The sequence below is a fragment of the Oceanisphaera psychrotolerans genome (assembly GCF_001870485.1).
Taxonomy (GTDB): Bacteria; Pseudomonadota; Gammaproteobacteria; order Enterobacterales; family Aeromonadaceae; genus Oceanimonas; species Oceanimonas psychrotolerans.
In genome coordinates, this window is sequence record NZ_MDKE01000040.1 from 1 (window position 1) to 16,012 (window position 16,012).

General features: G+C 57.2%; 18 protein-coding genes. 3 read left to right on the plus strand and 15 right to left on the minus strand.

The window, feature by feature from the left end:
• Positions 1-347: 347 nt before the first annotated feature.
• Positions 348-1,394: a potassium channel family protein gene (locus BFR47_RS13215; protein WP_071473508.1), complete on the minus strand. Its 1,047-nt coding sequence runs from the start codon at positions 1,392-1,394 to the stop codon at positions 348-350.
• A 119-nt stretch (positions 1,395-1,513) separates the two neighbouring features.
• Here BFR47_RS13215 and ubiK point away from each other — a divergent pair, with 119 nt between their 5' ends.
• Positions 1,514-1,780 (plus strand): ubiquinone biosynthesis accessory factor UbiK, encoded by a 267-nt coding sequence (ubiK, locus tag BFR47_RS13220; protein WP_071473509.1) that lies wholly within the window; start codon positions 1,514-1,516, stop codon positions 1,778-1,780.
• 99 nt (positions 1,781-1,879) lie between these two features.
• Here ubiK and fre read toward each other — a convergent pair whose 3' ends face one another.
• The 4 genes from fre to trxA form a co-directional block, all read right to left on the minus strand.
• On the minus strand, positions 1,880-2,578 hold the full coding sequence (gene fre, locus BFR47_RS13225; RefSeq protein ID WP_071473510.1) for an NAD(P)H-flavin reductase: 699 nt from the start codon (positions 2,576-2,578) through the stop codon (positions 1,880-1,882).
• A gap of 2 nt (positions 2,579-2,580) precedes the next feature.
• Positions 2,581-4,080: a 4-hydroxy-3-polyprenylbenzoate decarboxylase gene (gene ubiD / locus BFR47_RS13230; RefSeq protein WP_071473511.1), complete on the minus strand. Its 1,500-nt coding sequence runs from the start codon at positions 4,078-4,080 to the stop codon at positions 2,581-2,583.
• Positions 4,081-4,262: 182 nt separating this feature from the next.
• Positions 4,263-5,528, minus strand: a complete 1,266-nt coding sequence (gene rho, locus BFR47_RS13235) for a transcription termination factor Rho (protein ID WP_071473512.1) — start codon at positions 5,526-5,528, stop codon at positions 4,263-4,265.
• A gap of 184 nt (positions 5,529-5,712) precedes the next feature.
• Positions 5,713-6,039, minus strand: a complete 327-nt coding sequence (gene trxA / locus BFR47_RS13240) for a thioredoxin TrxA (protein WP_071473513.1) — start codon at positions 6,037-6,039, stop codon at positions 5,713-5,715.
• A gap of 116 nt (positions 6,040-6,155) precedes the next feature.
• Between trxA and rhlB the strand changes: the two genes are divergently transcribed.
• Both rhlB and gppA read left to right on the plus strand, forming a co-directional pair.
• Positions 6,156-7,457, plus strand: coding sequence for an ATP-dependent RNA helicase RhlB (rhlB, locus tag BFR47_RS13245; RefSeq protein ID WP_071473514.1), 1,302 nt, complete (start codon positions 6,156-6,158; stop codon positions 7,455-7,457).
• A 5-nt stretch (positions 7,458-7,462) separates the two neighbouring features.
• Complete coding sequence (gene gppA, locus BFR47_RS13250) at positions 7,463-8,953, plus strand: guanosine-5'-triphosphate,3'-diphosphate diphosphatase (RefSeq protein WP_071473515.1); 1,491 nt, start codon at positions 7,463-7,465, stop codon at positions 8,951-8,953.
• Positions 8,954-9,023: 70 nt separating this feature from the next.
• Here the strand turns inward: gppA and hemB are convergent, their stop codons facing one another.
• From hemB to BFR47_RS18255, 10 genes are all read right to left on the minus strand, one after another.
• A complete protein-coding gene (hemB, locus tag BFR47_RS13255) occupies positions 9,024-10,037 on the minus strand; it encodes a porphobilinogen synthase (protein ID WP_071473516.1) in 1,014 nt (337 codons plus the stop codon).
• Positions 10,037-10,825, minus strand: coding sequence for a TatD family hydrolase (locus tag BFR47_RS13260; RefSeq protein WP_071473517.1), 789 nt, complete (start codon positions 10,823-10,825; stop codon positions 10,037-10,039). The genes hemB and BFR47_RS13260 overlap by 1 nt, the downstream gene beginning before the upstream one ends.
• A complete protein-coding gene (gene tatC / locus BFR47_RS13265) occupies positions 10,822-11,571 on the minus strand; it encodes a twin-arginine translocase subunit TatC (RefSeq protein WP_071473518.1) in 750 nt (249 codons plus the stop codon). The genes BFR47_RS13260 and tatC overlap by 4 nt, the downstream gene beginning before the upstream one ends.
• A complete protein-coding gene (gene tatB / locus BFR47_RS13270; RefSeq protein WP_083399144.1) occupies positions 11,572-11,943 on the minus strand; it encodes a Sec-independent protein translocase protein TatB in 372 nt (123 codons plus the stop codon). It abuts the gene before it with no gap.
• Between the two features lie 2 nt (positions 11,944-11,945).
• The gene (gene tatA, locus BFR47_RS13275) at positions 11,946-12,206 is read right to left on the minus strand and encodes a Sec-independent protein translocase subunit TatA (RefSeq protein WP_071473519.1); all 261 of its coding nucleotides are present in this window, start codon (positions 12,204-12,206) and stop codon (positions 11,946-11,948) included.
• A gap of 83 nt (positions 12,207-12,289) precedes the next feature.
• A complete protein-coding gene (gene ubiB / locus BFR47_RS13280; RefSeq protein ID WP_071473520.1) occupies positions 12,290-13,927 on the minus strand; it encodes a ubiquinone biosynthesis regulatory protein kinase UbiB in 1,638 nt (545 codons plus the stop codon).
• Positions 13,924-14,544: a ubiquinone biosynthesis accessory factor UbiJ gene (locus BFR47_RS13285; RefSeq protein ID WP_071473521.1), complete on the minus strand. Its 621-nt coding sequence runs from the start codon at positions 14,542-14,544 to the stop codon at positions 13,924-13,926. The genes ubiB and BFR47_RS13285 overlap by 4 nt, the downstream gene beginning before the upstream one ends.
• The gene (gene ubiE / locus BFR47_RS13290) at positions 14,544-15,299 is read right to left on the minus strand and encodes a bifunctional demethylmenaquinone methyltransferase/2-methoxy-6-polyprenyl-1,4-benzoquinol methylase UbiE (RefSeq protein ID WP_071473522.1); all 756 of its coding nucleotides are present in this window, start codon (positions 15,297-15,299) and stop codon (positions 14,544-14,546) included. The genes BFR47_RS13285 and ubiE overlap by 1 nt, the downstream gene beginning before the upstream one ends.
• 57 nt (positions 15,300-15,356) lie before the next feature.
• The gene (gene crcB, locus BFR47_RS13295) at positions 15,357-15,743 is read right to left on the minus strand and encodes a fluoride efflux transporter CrcB (protein WP_071473523.1); all 387 of its coding nucleotides are present in this window, start codon (positions 15,741-15,743) and stop codon (positions 15,357-15,359) included.
• Positions 15,744-15,791: 48 nt separating this feature from the next.
• Positions 15,792-16,012 (minus strand): hypothetical protein (locus tag BFR47_RS18255; protein WP_217645553.1); only part of this gene is annotated, 221 nt, incomplete at its 5' end.

Below are 16,012 nucleotides of genomic sequence, written 5' to 3' on the forward strand. Positions count from 1 at the left end.
CCAAATATGGCGCATCGCGACGCCGGTTACACAAGAGGTGTCCATCTCATCATCCTTGGGGGCTCGGAAATACCGTCCCTGACATTTCACGGTCGTGGGAGCCGTTCTCTGTTGCCTCTTCTTGAACACCGAGTGGCCCGAAGACCGCGCCAACAGGCAATTCCAATGCTCCAAGAAGGACAAAGGGATCTGCTCAGCCGACCATCCGCGCCACGGATGGCGCGGCTGAGCCTACAAGGAGGTATTTACGGCGAGTCGGCGGAGCGGGCCCTTTGTCCGGGATTGATATGACACTCAAACAGCTCGATTGTTTCATGGGTTCGAGATAACCATCGAAGCCTCTAGAGCTACTCCCAGCTGATCTGCGCACTCTGCAACCGTTCCGGGCTGATGTAGTAGAGGAAACTGCCGCCGATGACCCGGGTATCGCCGGCAGGATTCAGCTCTATGTCCTGGCCGCTGGCCTGGCTGGAAACACCCAGCAGGGTGGCATTGTGCTCTTGCTTGAAAGTATTCAGCAAGCGGCCGTACACCAGCTCCCCCGCGCTCTGCGGTACCTGAATGCGATACAGGGTCGGTCCCAGCAGGGTGGAAAAGATCTGCTCCTGGATCAGGCTCGCGCCCGGATCCTGCAGCGAACGCACCAGAATTTCCGCCTCCTTCGAGCTGGACACTTCCACATTGGGACAATGCAGCCGCAGCAGTTCCGCCTTGCTGGCTTCGGTGAACCAGGCGCACAGGTGCGCATCCGGAGCGGCTTTGGCGGACAGCGCCAGAGAGGTAGTCAGGGTCTGGTCGTCGTCTTCCCCGTCCACCAGCACCCGGCTGGCACTTGCCAGCCCTACCCGCGCCAGCTCGTCGGGATCGGTGAAGGAATGCAGACGAGCGAACTTGACCGCCGTTTTTTCAGGAAAGGGATGCTCCATCTCCTGAGTGACGCACAGCAATATCTCCTGGCTATGGCTGGCGCTGTCGGCCAGCAGCAGATCGACGATCCGTTCGGTCTGCACACCATTCCAGCCGAACAGCAGGGTATGACCCGATAAATGTGAATAGTTTGCCTTGCCTGACATACCTCTCCTTACCCAGGTCACCAGGGTCTGGGTCAACTTGCCGATGAAACTGCCGAATACCAGCAGTCCGAAGGGGATTTGAAACAGCGCCACCGACCAGCGGCCGGCATCCGTCACCGGGGAATAGTCACCGAAACCGACGGTACTGATCACCACCGCATTGTAATAGAAAAATACCGATGGGGAGGTGAGCTCCTGCTCCCCTGCCAGGCTGAGCAACAGCCAGCTGCCGCCGGCCTGCAGCAACAGTAATACCAGTAAATTGTGCCAGCTGAGACGACGGGTCAGCCGATAGAGCAAACGCGTAAGCAGATGGAACATACTTTTCTCATTTGAAGCTTGGTCACCTAAAACTACGGCTTTCGTGCCAAAATGGAAAGCCTGACCTGACCGCGACCGGCAAATAGGGGTAAAATGGCCCCATAGCCAAGGAGACAAGCATGCTAGATCCGAAAAAACTGGAAGACATTGCCAAACAAATCCAAAACAATCTGCCCAGCGGACTGAAGAACATGGGCGAAGAAGCGGAAAAACGCATTCGTACCGTATTGCAGGCGCAACTGGGTAAACTGGATATGGTCACGCGGGAAGAATTCGATGTTCAAACCAAGGTGCTATTGCGCACCCGGGAGAAGCTGAACGAGATGGAAACCAAGCTGGCACTGCTGGAACGCAGGCTGGCCGACAGCCAGGATGAACAGGGCTAAGCTCGCCGAGCCGGTCCGCCAGACCAGTCTGCGGGCACACTGCCCGGCGAAACTCGCGTTCAGGAACAGGGAACCGATGCTCCCTCTTCCTGGCCGCATTCAGATAAACTCGTAGGCATCACCGAACAGGTGAGCCGCATCGACACCCTTTTCCTTGAACGCTTCCCGCGCCACACCGGCCATCTCGAAGCGACCCGCCACATAGATGTCGTAGCCTGCCAGGCTGGGGAAGTCGTCCATGATGACTTCATGGACCAGACCGGTTCGGCCCTGCCAGTGTTCATCGCCGTTCTGCACCACCGGCACGTAAGTCAGTTCCTTATGCTCGGCAGCCCAGGCTTTCATTTCCTGATCCGCATAGAGATGCTGCTCGAAGCGCACCCCCCAGTACAGGAACACCGGCTGGTGCAGACCATCCGCCAGCATTTGCTTCAAAATGGAGCGCGTGTAGGCAAAGCCGGTACCACCGGCCATCAGGATCACCGGATGACGGGACCCCGAGCGCAGATGGGCCTTGCCCGCCGGCAGCTGTACGTCGATCTGGCCCTGCTCCTGCATGCGCTTGAGCACCTGCATGGCATAGGTATTATCGGGGCCGGCACCGATGTGCAATTCCAGCACACCTTCTTCGTTCACGGTATTGCCGATGGAAAAGGGACGTTTGTCATCGTCGGCCATCACCACCAGCAGATACTGACCAGGAAGAAAATCCACAGGCACTTCCGGCTTCAACCGCACATACCACAGGGTTTCGGCCATTTCTTCCAGGGCTTCAACACTACATGTTACTTTCTGCATGACTATCCTTTGAGTTCACTCTGTTTGGCACTCGAATCCAGGATCCCGAGTTGATCCCATAAGCTGTCGACCCTTTGTTTTACTTCTTCTGTCATCACGATGGGCAGACCCCACTCCCGGTCGGTTTCACCCGGCCACTTGTTGGTGGCATCCATCCCCATTTTCGAGCCCAGACCGGATACCGGCGAGGCAAAATCCAGGTAGTCGATGGGAGTGTGTTCGATCAGGGTGGTATCCCGCGCTGGGTCCATTCGGGTCGTAATGGCCCAGATCACATCGTTCCAGTCTCTGGCGTTGATATCGTCGTCGCACACGATAACAAACTTGGTGTACATGAATTGACGTAAAAACGACCAAACGCCCAGCATGACACGTTTGGCATGACCGGGGTAGCGCTTTTTGATGGTCACCACCGCCATGCGATAGGAGCAACCTTCCGGCGGCAGATAGAAGTCGACTATCTCCGGAAACTGCTTCTGCAAGATGGGTACAAACACCTCATTCAGCGCCACTCCCAGTATCGCCGGCTCGTCGGGAGGCCGACCGGTATAGGTGGAATGATAGATGGCGTCACGACGGCGGGTAATCCGCTCCACGGTAAACACCGGGAATTCGTCGATTTCGTTATAATAGCCGGTGTGATCGCCATAAGGTCCTTCCGGCGCCATCTCGTCGGGATAGATATAGCCTTCCAGTACGATTTCGGCACTGGCGGGGACTTCCAGATCGCTACCGATGCACTTGACCACCTCGGTACGGCTGCCACGCAGCAGGCCGGCAAAGGCATATTCGGACAGGCTGTCGGGCACCGGGGTCACGGCGCCGAGAATGGTGGCCGGGTCGGCGCCCAGCGCCACCGCCACCGGATAAGGCTTGCCCGGATTGGCTTCCTGCCACTCACGAAAGTCGAGGGCGCCACCACGATGGCTGAGCCAGCGCATGATCACCTTGTTCCTGCCCAGCAGTTGCTGACGATAGATGCCCAGATTCTGGCGCTTCTTGTAGGGCCCGCGTGTGATGGTCAGCCCCCAGGTTATCAAGGGGGCCGCATCGCCCGGCCAGCAATGCTGAATGGGCAGTTGGGTCAGGTCGACATCATCGCCTTCCTGTACCACTTCCTGACAGGGCGCCTTCTTCAATCGCTTGACCGGCATGTTCAGCACCTGCTTGAAGATAGGCAGCTTTTCCATCAGCTCTTTCAGCCCCTTGGGCGGCTCCGGCTCTTTCAGGTAAGACAGCCAGCGGCCGACTTCCCGCAACGCATCCACATCCTGCTGGCCCATCCCCATGGCCACTCGTTTGGGGGTACCGAACAGGTTGCCCAGCACCGGCATATCGAACCCCTTGGGGTTTTCAAACAGCAGCGCCGGGCCGCCGGCCTTGAGGGTCCGATCGCAAATCTCGGTCATTTCCAGATAGGGATCGATTTCATGGCTGATGCGCTTTAACTCGCCCTGGGCTTCCAGTTGCGCGATAAAATCTCGTAAATCCTTATATTTCATTGGGTTATTCCGAGTGTATCGAGTGGCACCGGGATTATACCCGGATCGGGAAGGCTTGTACCAAAAACAGAAGCTGCGGCCGACTGGGTTTCAGCAACGATGGACAAGAGGAGTGACTGCAGCGGCCGAGGTTCACGCATAAAAAAACCGCGGACGGGCCGCGGTCTTTTGATTGCTGACAATTACTTCTGTTGCCGCTTCATGGCATCGAAGAACTCGTCGTTGGTCTTGCTCATCGCCAGCTTGTCGATCAGGAACTCGATCCCATCGTTCTCGCCCATGGGATGCACAATCTTGCGCAGTATCCACATCTTCTGCAGCTCGTCCGGGGTGGTGAGCAGCTCTTCGCGGCGAGTGCCGGAACGAGGAATGTCGATGGCCGGATAGACCCGCTTCTCGGCAATCTTGCGCGACAGGTGCAGTTCCATGTTACCGGTACCCTTGAACTCTTCGTAGATAACGTCATCCATCTTGGAGCCGGTTTCCACCAGGGCGGTGGCGATAATGGTCAGGCTGCCGCCCTCTTCCACATTACGAGCCGCACCGAAGAAACGCTTGGGACGGTGCAGGGCGTTGGCGTCCACACCACCGGTCAGTACCTTGCCGGAAGACGGCACCACTGTGTTGTAGGCACGAGCCAGACGGGTAATGGAGTCGAGCAGGATCACCACGTCTTTCTTGTGCTCGACCAGGCGCTTGGCCTTTTCGATCACCATGTCGGCCACCTGTACGTGACGAGCGGCCGGCTCATCGAAGGTGGAGGCGATCACTTCGCCCTTCACCATACGTTGCATCTCGGTCACTTCTTCCGGACGCTCGTCGATCAACAGCACGATCAGCACACATTCCGGATGGTTATAGGCGATGCTCTGGGCGATGTTCTGCAGCAGCATGGTTTTACCGGCCTTGGGCGGCGCCACGATCAGGCCGCGCTGGCCCTTACCGATGGGGGATGCCAAATCCAGTATCCGAGCGGTAATGTCTTCGGTGGAGCCGTTGCCCCGCTCCATCTTCATCCGCTCATTGGCGTGCAGCGGTGTCAGGTTCTCGAACAAAATCTTGTTCCGAGAATTCTCCGGCCGGTCGTAGTTGACTTCGTTGATTTTCAACAACGCAAAGTAACGCTCGCCTTCTTTCGGCGGGCGGATTTTACCGGCGATGGTGTCGCCGGTACGCAGGTTGAAGCGACGGATCTGGCTGGGTGATACGTAGATGTCATCGGGGCCGGCCAGATAGGAAGAGTCGCCGCTGCGCAGAAAGCCGAAACCGTCCTGCAGTATTTCCAGCACGCCATCGCCGAAGATATCTTCACCACTTTTCGCATGGGCTTTGAGGATAGCAAAGATGATGTCTTGCTTGCGCAAACGGGCGAGGTTTTCCAGGCCCATGGTTTCCCCAAGCTTTATCAGCTCAGATACGGGGGTATTCTTGAGTTCGGTAAGATTCATAGTGGTGAGTTTCTATCGACCAGGATGTGTTAAATAGTCAGAAAAGTCTGCCGGATTGAGACTTGAATTCGGAGGGCCCTAGGGCACAAAAATAGGTTAGCAAACGAACAGTAAACTAGCACCAAAAAGAAGAAGCGTCTAGCAAAAACGATAAGGGATGCCTTGCGCACCCCTTACCTCACCATTACAGGTTTGCGTCCAGAAACTCTTTCAGTTGAGTCTTGGACAGCGCGCCGACCTTGGTGGCTGCCACTTCGCCGTTTTTGAACAGCAGCAGGGTGGGAATGCCACGAATACCGAACTTGGGCGGAGTATCGGCATTCTGATCGATATTCAGCTTGGCCACGGTGACCTTGCCTGCATATTCATCGGCCACTTCGCTCAGGATGGGGGCGATCATCTTGCAGGGACCACACCATTCAGCCCAGAAATCTACCAGAACCGGGCCATCGGCCTTGATCACGTCAGCTTCGAAGCCGGCATCGGTCAGCTGAATAATTTTGTCACTCATCTCCAACTCCAAATCAGTTGTTTTATCCCCCGACACACAACGTCAGGGCAATTTAGTTGCCCTATTTCAAATGATCCTGTTTATTATTGCAAGTCTAACCTGATATTCTGAACGTTATGAGCAAAACACACTTAACAGACACAAAATTTGCCCAGTTGGGCCTGCAACCGCAGGTTCTGGCCGGACTGGAAGCAAAGGGATTTCACAACTGCACGCCGATACAGGCGCTGTCGTTACCCCATTTACTGACAGGCAAGGATATCGCCGGGCAAGCCCAGACCGGCACCGGTAAAACCATCGCCTTTCTCGCCGCCACCTTTAACCACCTGCTGACCACCCCGGCCCCCGAACAACGCCAGCTGAACCAGCCCAGGGCCATTATCATGGCGCCCACCCGGGAACTGGCGGTGCAGATCTTCAACGACGCCGATACCATCAGCACCAGTACCGGCCTCAAGCTGGGCCTGGCTTACGGTGGTGATGGCTACGAGAAGCAGGTAGAAGTACTGGAAGCCGGTGTCGATATCCTGATCGGTACCACCGGTCGTATCATCGACTTCCTCAAGCAGAAAATCATCGATGTCGGCGCCATCCAGGTGGTGGTACTGGACGAAGCCGATCGCATGTTCGATCTGGGCTTTATCAAGGACATTCGCTTCCTGTTCCGCCGCATGCCGCCGGCTTCCCAACGCCAGAACATGCTGTTTTCCGCCACCCTGTCGCTGCGCGTGCAGGAGCTGGCCTACGAGCACATGAACAGCCCCGAACATGTACAGGTAGAGCCCGAGCGCAAGACCGGCATTCGCATCAAGGAAGAGCTGTTTTATCCGGCTCAGGAAGACAAGATGCTGCTGTTGCTGACACTGATGGAAGAAGAATGGCCCGACAAGGCCATCGTGTTCGCCAACACCAAGCACAGCTGCGAAAAAGTCCACGGCTGGTTGCAGGCCGATGGCCATCGGGTCGGTCTGCTGACCGGAGATGTTCCCCAGAAGAAACGCCTGAAAATCCTCGAGGATTTCACCGGCGGTGTACTGGATATTCTGGTGGCCACCGATGTGGCGGCGCGCGGCCTGCACATTCCCGATGTGACTCACGTGTTCAACTACGATCTGCCCGACGATGCGGAAGACTATGTGCACCGTATCGGCCGTACCGGTCGGGCCGGCGCCAGTGGCTGTTCCATCAGCTTTGCCTGTGAAGAGTACGTGTTCAACCTGCCGGCGGTGGAAGCCTATATCGAGCATGAAATTCCGGTCAGTAAATACGACCGTGATGCACTGCTCAAGGACGTGACTGCGCCGACCCATATCCATCATCACCGGGCCCACGCCAATCGCGGCACCCGTCAGGGCAGCGGCCAGCGTCGTCCCGGCGGCAACAACCGCCGTCGTCGTCCCCAGGGTGACCGGAGCTGAACCAGGTGAAAAACCCCGCGCTTTATGCCGCCGTCGACCTGGGCTCCAACAGCTTTCATATGCTGGTGGTGCATGAAGTGTCGGGCGCCAGCCGCACCCTGACCAAGATCAAGCGCAAGGTGCGGCTGGCCGCCGGTCTGCAGGCCGATGGCAGCCTGGATGCGGCGTCCATGGAACGAGGCTGGGACTGCCTGCATCTGTTCGCCGAGCAGTTGCAGGACATTCCCGCCGACCATATTCGTATCGTCGGCACCGCCACCCTGCGGCTGGCAACCAATATCGATGTCTTTCTCGAACGGGCTCAGGCCATACTGGGCCATCCGGTGCGGATTATTTCCGGTGAAGAAGAGGCCGCTACCATCTATGAAGGCGTGGCCTGGACCTCATCGGGCGTCGGCCGCCGACTGGTGATCGACATCGGCGGTGCCAGTACCGAACTGATCATCGGTGAAGGGACAGCTCCGCAGTTGCTCAACAGCCTGCACATGGGCTGTGTCACCTGGCTGAATCGCCACTTTGCCGATGGACAGCTATCTGCCGCCAACTTTGATCTCGCCATTGCCGCCGCCCGTCAGACCCTGACGCCGGTTGCCGGGGACTATCTGAAACTCGGCTGGGAAAACTGTATCGGGGCCTCCGGCACCGTGCAGGCCATTCAGGAAATCATGATAAGTCAGGGTGAGGATGAGCAAATTACCCTGGCCAAGCTGTTGCAGCTGAAACAACAGGCCATCGCCTGTGGCCACCTCGACCGGCTTAGTCTGCCCGGCCTGCAAGCGGATCGCGTCACCGTGTTTCCATCCGGCCTGGCGATTCTCATCGCCCTGTTCGATATGCTGGCGATAGACAAGATGACGCTGGCGGGTGGCGCCCTGCGCGAAGGCCTTATCTATGGCATGCTGGGCCGCCGCCGGGAGTGTGACGCCCGGGAACGTACCGCCGACAGCCTGATCAGCCGCTATCAGCTGGACCGGGACCAGGCCGAGCGGGTGCGCAACACCGCCCTCAACGCCCTGCAGCAACTGGCCAGCAGCCAGCATATCGATGCCCCCGCCACCGCCATGCTGGGCTGGGCCGCCCTGCTCTACGAGCTGGGGCTCTGCATCGAGTACAAACGGGCCCCCGAACATGCCGCCTATATTATCCGTCATGTGGACTTGCCCGGCTTTACCCCGGCTCAGAAACAGCTGCTGGCCGCGCTGCTGCTGAATCAGCGGGATGAATTTCGGCAGGAGTCGTTAGAGCAGCAAAGTGCCATCGAGGCAGAACAGGCTATTCTGCTGGCCCGACTGTTGCGTCTGGCCATCATCCTCTGCCTGCGCCGCACCCGCGGCACCGTGCCGGAATTCAAGCTGGAAGCCCGGGATCGGCAACTGACCCTGACCCTGCCTTCCGACTGGAGCCGCAGCCATCACCTGCGAGCCAGCGAGCTGCTGCAGGAGGCGGCACGCCAGACCGAGCTGGGCTGGCCGCTGGTGATTCAAGAGCAGGATTAGGGATTAGGGATTAGGGATTAGGGATTAGGGACCCTAACCAGTCCCAAATCCCCTGTCACCAGTCCCGGCTTTACTTTCCTTCGTTCAGCCAGATCGCGACCCGCTTGGCGAAGTAGGTCAGGATACCGTCGGCCCCGGCACGCTTGAAGCACATCAGTGACTCCAGCACGGTTTCCCGCTCCTTCAGCCAGCCGTTCTGAATGGCAGCCATGTGCATGGCGTATTCGCCGCTGACCTGATAGGCGAAGGTCGGTACCCCGAACTGCTCCTTGACCCGGCGCACCACGTCCAGATAGGGCATGCCCGGCTTGACCATGACGCTGTCGGCCCCTTCCTGGATGTCCAGCGCCACTTCCTGCAGGGCTTCGTCGCTGTTGGCCGGGTCCATCTGATAGGTCGACTTGTTGCCACCCTTGAGGTTACCGGCGGAGCCAACCGCATCACGGAAAGGTCCGTAATAGTTGGAAGCATACTTGGCCGAATAGGCCATGATCTGGGTGTTGATAAAGCCGGCCTCTTCCAGCGCCTGCCGAATGGCGCCGATACGGCCATCCATCATGTCCGAAGGCGCCACGATATCGGCACCGGCTTCGGCGTGGCTCAGGGCCTGCTTTACCAGCACCTCGGTGGTAATGTCATTCAACACATAGCCATCGTCATCGAGAATGCCGTCCTGACCATGTACGGTGAAGGGATCCAGCGCCACGTCGGTCATCACCCCCAACTCGGGGAACGCTTCCTTCAGTGCCCGTACCGCTTCCTGGGCCAGGCCTTCCGGGTTGTAGGCCTCTTCCGCCAACAGGCTCTTCTGGCTGGCGTTAACCACCGGAAACAGGGCAATCAGCGGCACACCCAGTTGCACCAGCTCCGCCGCTTCTTCAAGCAGCAGGTCGATGGACAGCCGCTCGATGCCGGGCATCGATGCCACGGCTTCCCGCCGCTGAAGACCGGGCAAGACAAACACCGGGTAAATCAGATCGTCCACCGTCAGGGTATTTTCGCGCACCAGACGACGGCTGAAATCATGCTTCCGTAAACGACGCAGGCGACGAGAGGGAAAACCACCGAACACTTGTTGAGTCATTACTGCTCCTGAAGTTGAAAAAAGGCGAGGCTGCTCGCCGTCGCCGCGGCAAGCAGGGCTTCGGGCTCTTCGCCCCGGCAGGCGGCAATACGTCGGGCAATATGGGGGAGATAAGCCGGCTCGTTACGGCGACTGGCAGGCTTGGGTGACAGATCCCGCGGCAACAGATAAGGACTGTCGGTTTCAATCATCAGCCTGTTACCCGGGATAAGCGACACCAGCCGCTGCAGCTCCTGCCCCCGGCGTTCGTCGCAGATCCAGCCGGTAATACCGATATGCAGATCCAGCGCCAGGCAGTCGCGCAGCTCGGCTTCACTACCGGTAAAGCAGTGCAGCACCGCCGCCGGCAGTCGACTGCGCCAGGGCTTGAGAATATCGAGAAAACGGGTATGGGCGTCCCGGCAGTGCATGAAAACCGGCAACTGCAACTCGGCCGCCAATGCAAGCTGGGCTTCAAACACTGCATCCTGCTGCGGGCGTGGCGAAAAGTCACGGTTGTAATCGAGGCCACACTCGCCGATGGCGACCACTTCGGGCCGCGATGCCAGTGTTCGCAGCACACTCAGACTCTGGTCGTCGAAGGTCTTGGCGTCGTGAGGATGAATGCCGGCAGTGGCGTAACAGAAACCGGGCTCGGTGATGGCGTAATCGGCCACCGCCCGGCTTGCCTCGAGGCAGGTACCGGTCAGTACCAGTGCCGATACCCCCGCGGCCTTTGCCCTGTTGATCACCTCGGCCCTGTCCTTGTCGAACTGGCTGTTGGTCAGGTTGACCCCGATATCAATCATGATGAACCGCCCGGTTCTTCGTCCCCGCCGCTATCACGCACGTAGAAGCGGGCGAAGAACACCCCGATTTCGAACAGCAGCCACATGGGAATGGCCAGCAGGGTCTGGGAAATCACGTCCGGTGGCGTCAGCAGCATGCCGACGATAAATACCACCACGATGACATAGGGCCGCTTGCCGGCCAGATCTTTTGGCGTGGTCACCCCGGTCCAGCACAGCAGGATGGTGGCGATGGGAATTTCGAAGGCAATGCCGAAGGCCACGAACAGGCCGAGCACAAAATCCAGGTAACTGGCGATATCGGTGGCAATAGTCACCCCTTCCGGCGCCATCTTGGTGAAAAAGCCGAAGGCCAGCGGAAAGACCACGAAATAGGCGAAGGCCGCCCCAGCATAAAACAGCAGGGCACTGGAGCACACCAGCGGGGCTATCAGTCGCTTTTCGTGTTTATAGAGGCCGGGAGCAATAAAGGCCCATACCTGATACAGCACATAGGGGATGGCGGCAAAAAACGACACGATCAGCGTGAGCTTCATCGGGGTCAGAAACGGGGTCGCCACCCCGGTGGCAATCATGCTGGTACCTTTCGGCAACTGCTGCAGCAAGGGTTCGGCCAGAATATGGTAAATATCGTTGGCAAAGTACACCAGGGCCAGAAAAACCAGCACAATGGCGGCAAAGGCACGGAGTAGACGACTCCTCAGCTCCACCAGATGACTGATGAGAGGCTGCTGTGTATGACTCATTTAAGATTTATCCTGCGGCGCTTTCGAGGGCGGGGCATCGGTTTCGGTATGCCGGAGATCGGCTCCCTTCGCGTCCTTCGACTCGTAGGGCCGGTTCACGGAAGCGGCGGCATCCTTCAACTGATCGATGGACTCCTGTAGCTCAGGACTCAGATTTTGCATGCCGAGCTGCTCGGCCTTTTTCAAGTCCCGATGCAGCTCTTCCATTTTCAGCTCCTGGGCCAGCTCGGTCTTCACCGCATTGGCGGTGTTTCTTACCGTCCTGAACAGCCGGGATACCGTTCTGATGGCCACAGGGAGTCGTTCCGGCCCCAGCACCAGCAGCCCGACCACAGAAATGACAACCAGCTCCCAGAACCCGATGTCGAACATGGTTACACCCGATCTTTATCTTTGGTTTTGTCCTGATCTTTCTCGTTCGGAGCGTCAGTCTGCTCCTTTTTATCGGTCAGTGACTGCTGTTCGAAATCGGCGTCTTTCTTGTCCTTGCCCTGCTCATCGTCGCTCATCGCTTTCTTGAAGCCTTTTACCGCCGAGCCCAGATCAGAACCCATACCACGCAGCTTCTTGGTACCGAATAACAGCACCACGATCAACACCACGATAAGCAACTGCCAAATGCTGATTCCACCCATAACGCACCTTTCCTATGTAAAGAGTAAACAATAACAGAATATGATATCCGGACTTGATGACAAAACCTTGACACCAGATCACATTAACGCGCTATTTTCCGCCAGCCCAGCAACCATACAACCAAAGTCAGCACCAGACCGGACATCGCCCATTCGCTTTTACCCATTCCCAGCAGCAACGTGCTGGACAGCAAGAGGGTGGCCCCCACCGCCAGCAGAAAGCGTCCCTGCCCCTGCCCCTGGTTATGCTGGGCAAACTGATGGTACAGACCTTGCGCCTGCCGTTGTTGCAGCTTGGCCTGACGCAGGGCGTCATAGACCAGCTCGGGCAAATCCGGCAGTTTCTCGGCCCAGAACGGCGCCTTTTCCTTTACCGCATTGAGTACTGCCTTGTAACCGACCTGCTGCTGCATCCACTCTTCCAGGAAAGGCTTGGCGGTCTTCCACAAATCCAGTTGCGGATAGAGCTGACGGCCAACGCCTTCCACATAGAGCAGGGTTTTCTGTAACAGCACCAGCTGCGGTTGCACCGCCATATTGAAACGGCGGGCGGTATTGAACAGGTTCAGCAGTACATGGCCGAAAGAGATTTCCGACAGCGGCTTTTCGAAAATAGGCTCCAGCACGGTACGAATCGCCGACTCGAATTCCTCCACCTTGGTGTCCGCCGGCACCCAACCCGACTCCACATGGAGCTCGGCCACCTTGCGGTAGTCCCGGTTGAAGAATGCCAGGAAGTTCTCCGCCAGATAACGTTTGTCGTCCCGGTTAAGAGTGCCCACGATGCCGCAGTCGATGCCAATCCACTGGGGATCCTCCGGATGATCGTAGGAGACAAAAATATTGCCCGGATGCATGTCCGCATGGAAAAAACTGTCGCGAAACACCTGGGTAAAAAAGACTTCCACACCTCGCTCGGCCAGCAGTTTCATGTCGGTACCGTTGGCTTTCAGCGCCTCGATATCGGACACCGGAATGCCGTAGATTCGCTCCATCACCAGCACATTCTCATGGCAGTAACTGGAATGGATTTCCGGCACATAGAGGGTGCGGGAGCCTTCGAAGTTACGCCGTAACTGAATGGAGTTGGCCGCCTCGCGCAGCAAGTTCAGCTCATCGAACAGGGTCTTGCGATACTCTTCCACCACCTCGACCGGTCGCAGCCGGCTGCTTCGTTCGGGCACCAGCCGGGCAACCAGAGTGGCCATGGAATGCATCAGGCTGACATCGGCCTCGATCACCCGTTCTATATCGGGACGGATCACCTTGATCACGATCTCCTGGCCGGTCTTCAGCCGGGCCGTATGCACCTGGGCAATAGAGGCCGAAGCCAGCGGTTTTTCATCAAACTCATCGAACAGTACCTCGATGGGCTGCCGCAGGCTGGCTTCAATCTGCTTACGAGCCAGAGCACCATCAAACGGCGGCACCCGGTCCTGCAGCAACGCCAGTTCTTCGGCGATATCGAGGGGCAGCAAGTCCCGGCGAGTCGACAGCATCTGGCCAAACTTGATAAATACCGGCCCCAGATGCTCCAGCGCCAGACGGATGCGCTTGCCGCGGGACAAATCCGGATGCCGGTTCTTGAGCCAGAACAGGCTTTTTCTCGCCAGTCGCGCCGGCAATATCTGCAGCCGAGCCGGTATCAGTTCATCCAGGCCATAATCGAACAGGGTTTTTCCAATCTGATAGAGTCGGAGTAACTCCCGTAGTTTTTTCATGAATGCACAACCTTATCCGTCAGCGTCGCCAGCCGCGCCTGTAGCTGCAACAGGCGCTTGTTCAGCTCGGCCACTTCATCATTAAAGTCGGCCAGCTCCAGCGGCCCAACCGCCAAACGGGCTTCTTCCCGTACATAATCACCCAACTGGGCGCGCAGCGCCTGGGCCCTCCGCTCTGCTGCCGTCTTCAATTCGCGACCATGACGACACAGCAGGTGCGCCATGATATCGCCGGTATAGGGTGCGAGTAGGGCTTCAAGGTCGATACTCGGATCTTTTACCAGGGAGGAGAAGTCTTGCCAGGGCTGGGGATCGCCTTCTAAATCAATGCGCCCGTCGCGGATATATTGCATCAACAGGCCCTTGTCTTTCAGCAGGCCCAGTGCATTGAGCGAAAGGCTCAGGTGGCTGTCCGGCAGGCCTTCGTAATGCCGCAGTATTTCCAGGCGGTCGGCGGAAAACAGCAAGAACAGGCCGGCGACATCCGTTACGGTCAGCTGTAACACCTTTCCATGTAATGGCGCCATCTTCTTCAATCGTTCGCTATCCTGCAGCATAAATCGATTAAATGCGGCCTCAAGCGAACCATTGAGCAAGGGAAACAGCAACTCTTTCATCAGAATTTAAACCCGCGGTGCAGCGCCACTATGCCATCGGTCAGATTGAAGTATTCCACCTGCTCCAGCCCGGCCTGCTCCATCATCGCCTTGAGCGTTTCCTGATCCGGATGCATGCGGATGGATTCTGCCAGATACTGGTAACTCTCGCTGTCCTGAGCCACCAGGGATCCCATCTTGGGAAGTATGTTGAAGGAATAGAAGTCATACAGCTTGCTCATCACCTCATGCTGAGGTTTGGAAAACTCCAGCACCAGCAAACGGCCGCCGGGCTTCAGTACACGCTGCATGGACGCCAGAGCCTTGTCCTTGTCGGTCACGTTACGCAGACCGAAGGCGATGGTGATCAAGTCGAAATGGTTGTCCGGAAAAGGCAGCGCCTCGGCATTGGCTTGTACATAGGCAATGTTGTTGCCCAGCCCCTTGTTTCTGAGCTTGTCGCGACCGACCTTGAGCATGGAGTCATTGATGTCTGCCAGTACCACCTGACCGGTTTCGCCTACAATTCGGGAAAATTTCGCGGTCAGATCACCGGTGCCGCCGGCCAGATCCAGCACTTTCTGTCCCTTGCGTATGCCGGAACAATCGATGGTGAATCGCTTCCACAACCGGTGGATACCAAAGGACATCAGATCGTTCATCACATCATATTTCGCTGCTACCGAGTGAAATACACCGGCGACCATCTGCTCTTTTTCATTGGTTTCCACCGTCTTGTAACCGAAGTGGGTCGTCGACTTGTGCTGTTCTGACATGCTGAAGGCACCTATAAAATCAAAGTGAGTTAGTGTACTGCAAATAAGTGGCCCGGACTAACGGGAAGCAATCAGGCTGCCGGTAATCTGCATGCCAAAATATGTGAACATGATACAGCAAACCACATTGAGACACACATTCAACACCGCCTTAAGCCATTGACCATGCTCAAGTAATAACACCGTATCGAGAGAAAAAGAGGAAAAGGTGGTCAAGGCGCCGAGCATGCCGACCATCACGAAAGGACGCCAGGAATGGGTGTTGAGCATCTGTTGCTGCACCAGTATGAACATGACACCCATAAGCATGGAGCCAAACAGATTGACGGTGAGAACACCATAAGGAAAGGAACGACCTAGCAGACGGGCCATCAGATCGGTGATGATAAAGCGCAACACGGCTCCCGTTGCACCACCGACGGCTATAAACAGCAGGGTTTTCATGTTCAACCGGCTCAGAAAAATGAATGCCCCAGTTTACGCCGAGCATCTTCAAAAACCCACCGTCTGTTGATTGGTACTGCTTAGAGCGGCAATCTGATGTTTGTAGTAGCCGAAGCAATGCAGGCCTTGGCCGATGCCGTCGGAGTTGTTTGTCAAACGAATCCGCGCGAAAACGAAAAAAGCCCGATACGTTAGTATCGGGCTTTTTAATTGTGTGCCTGGCAGTGACCTACTTTCACATGGCAGCTGCCACACTATCATCGGCGCGG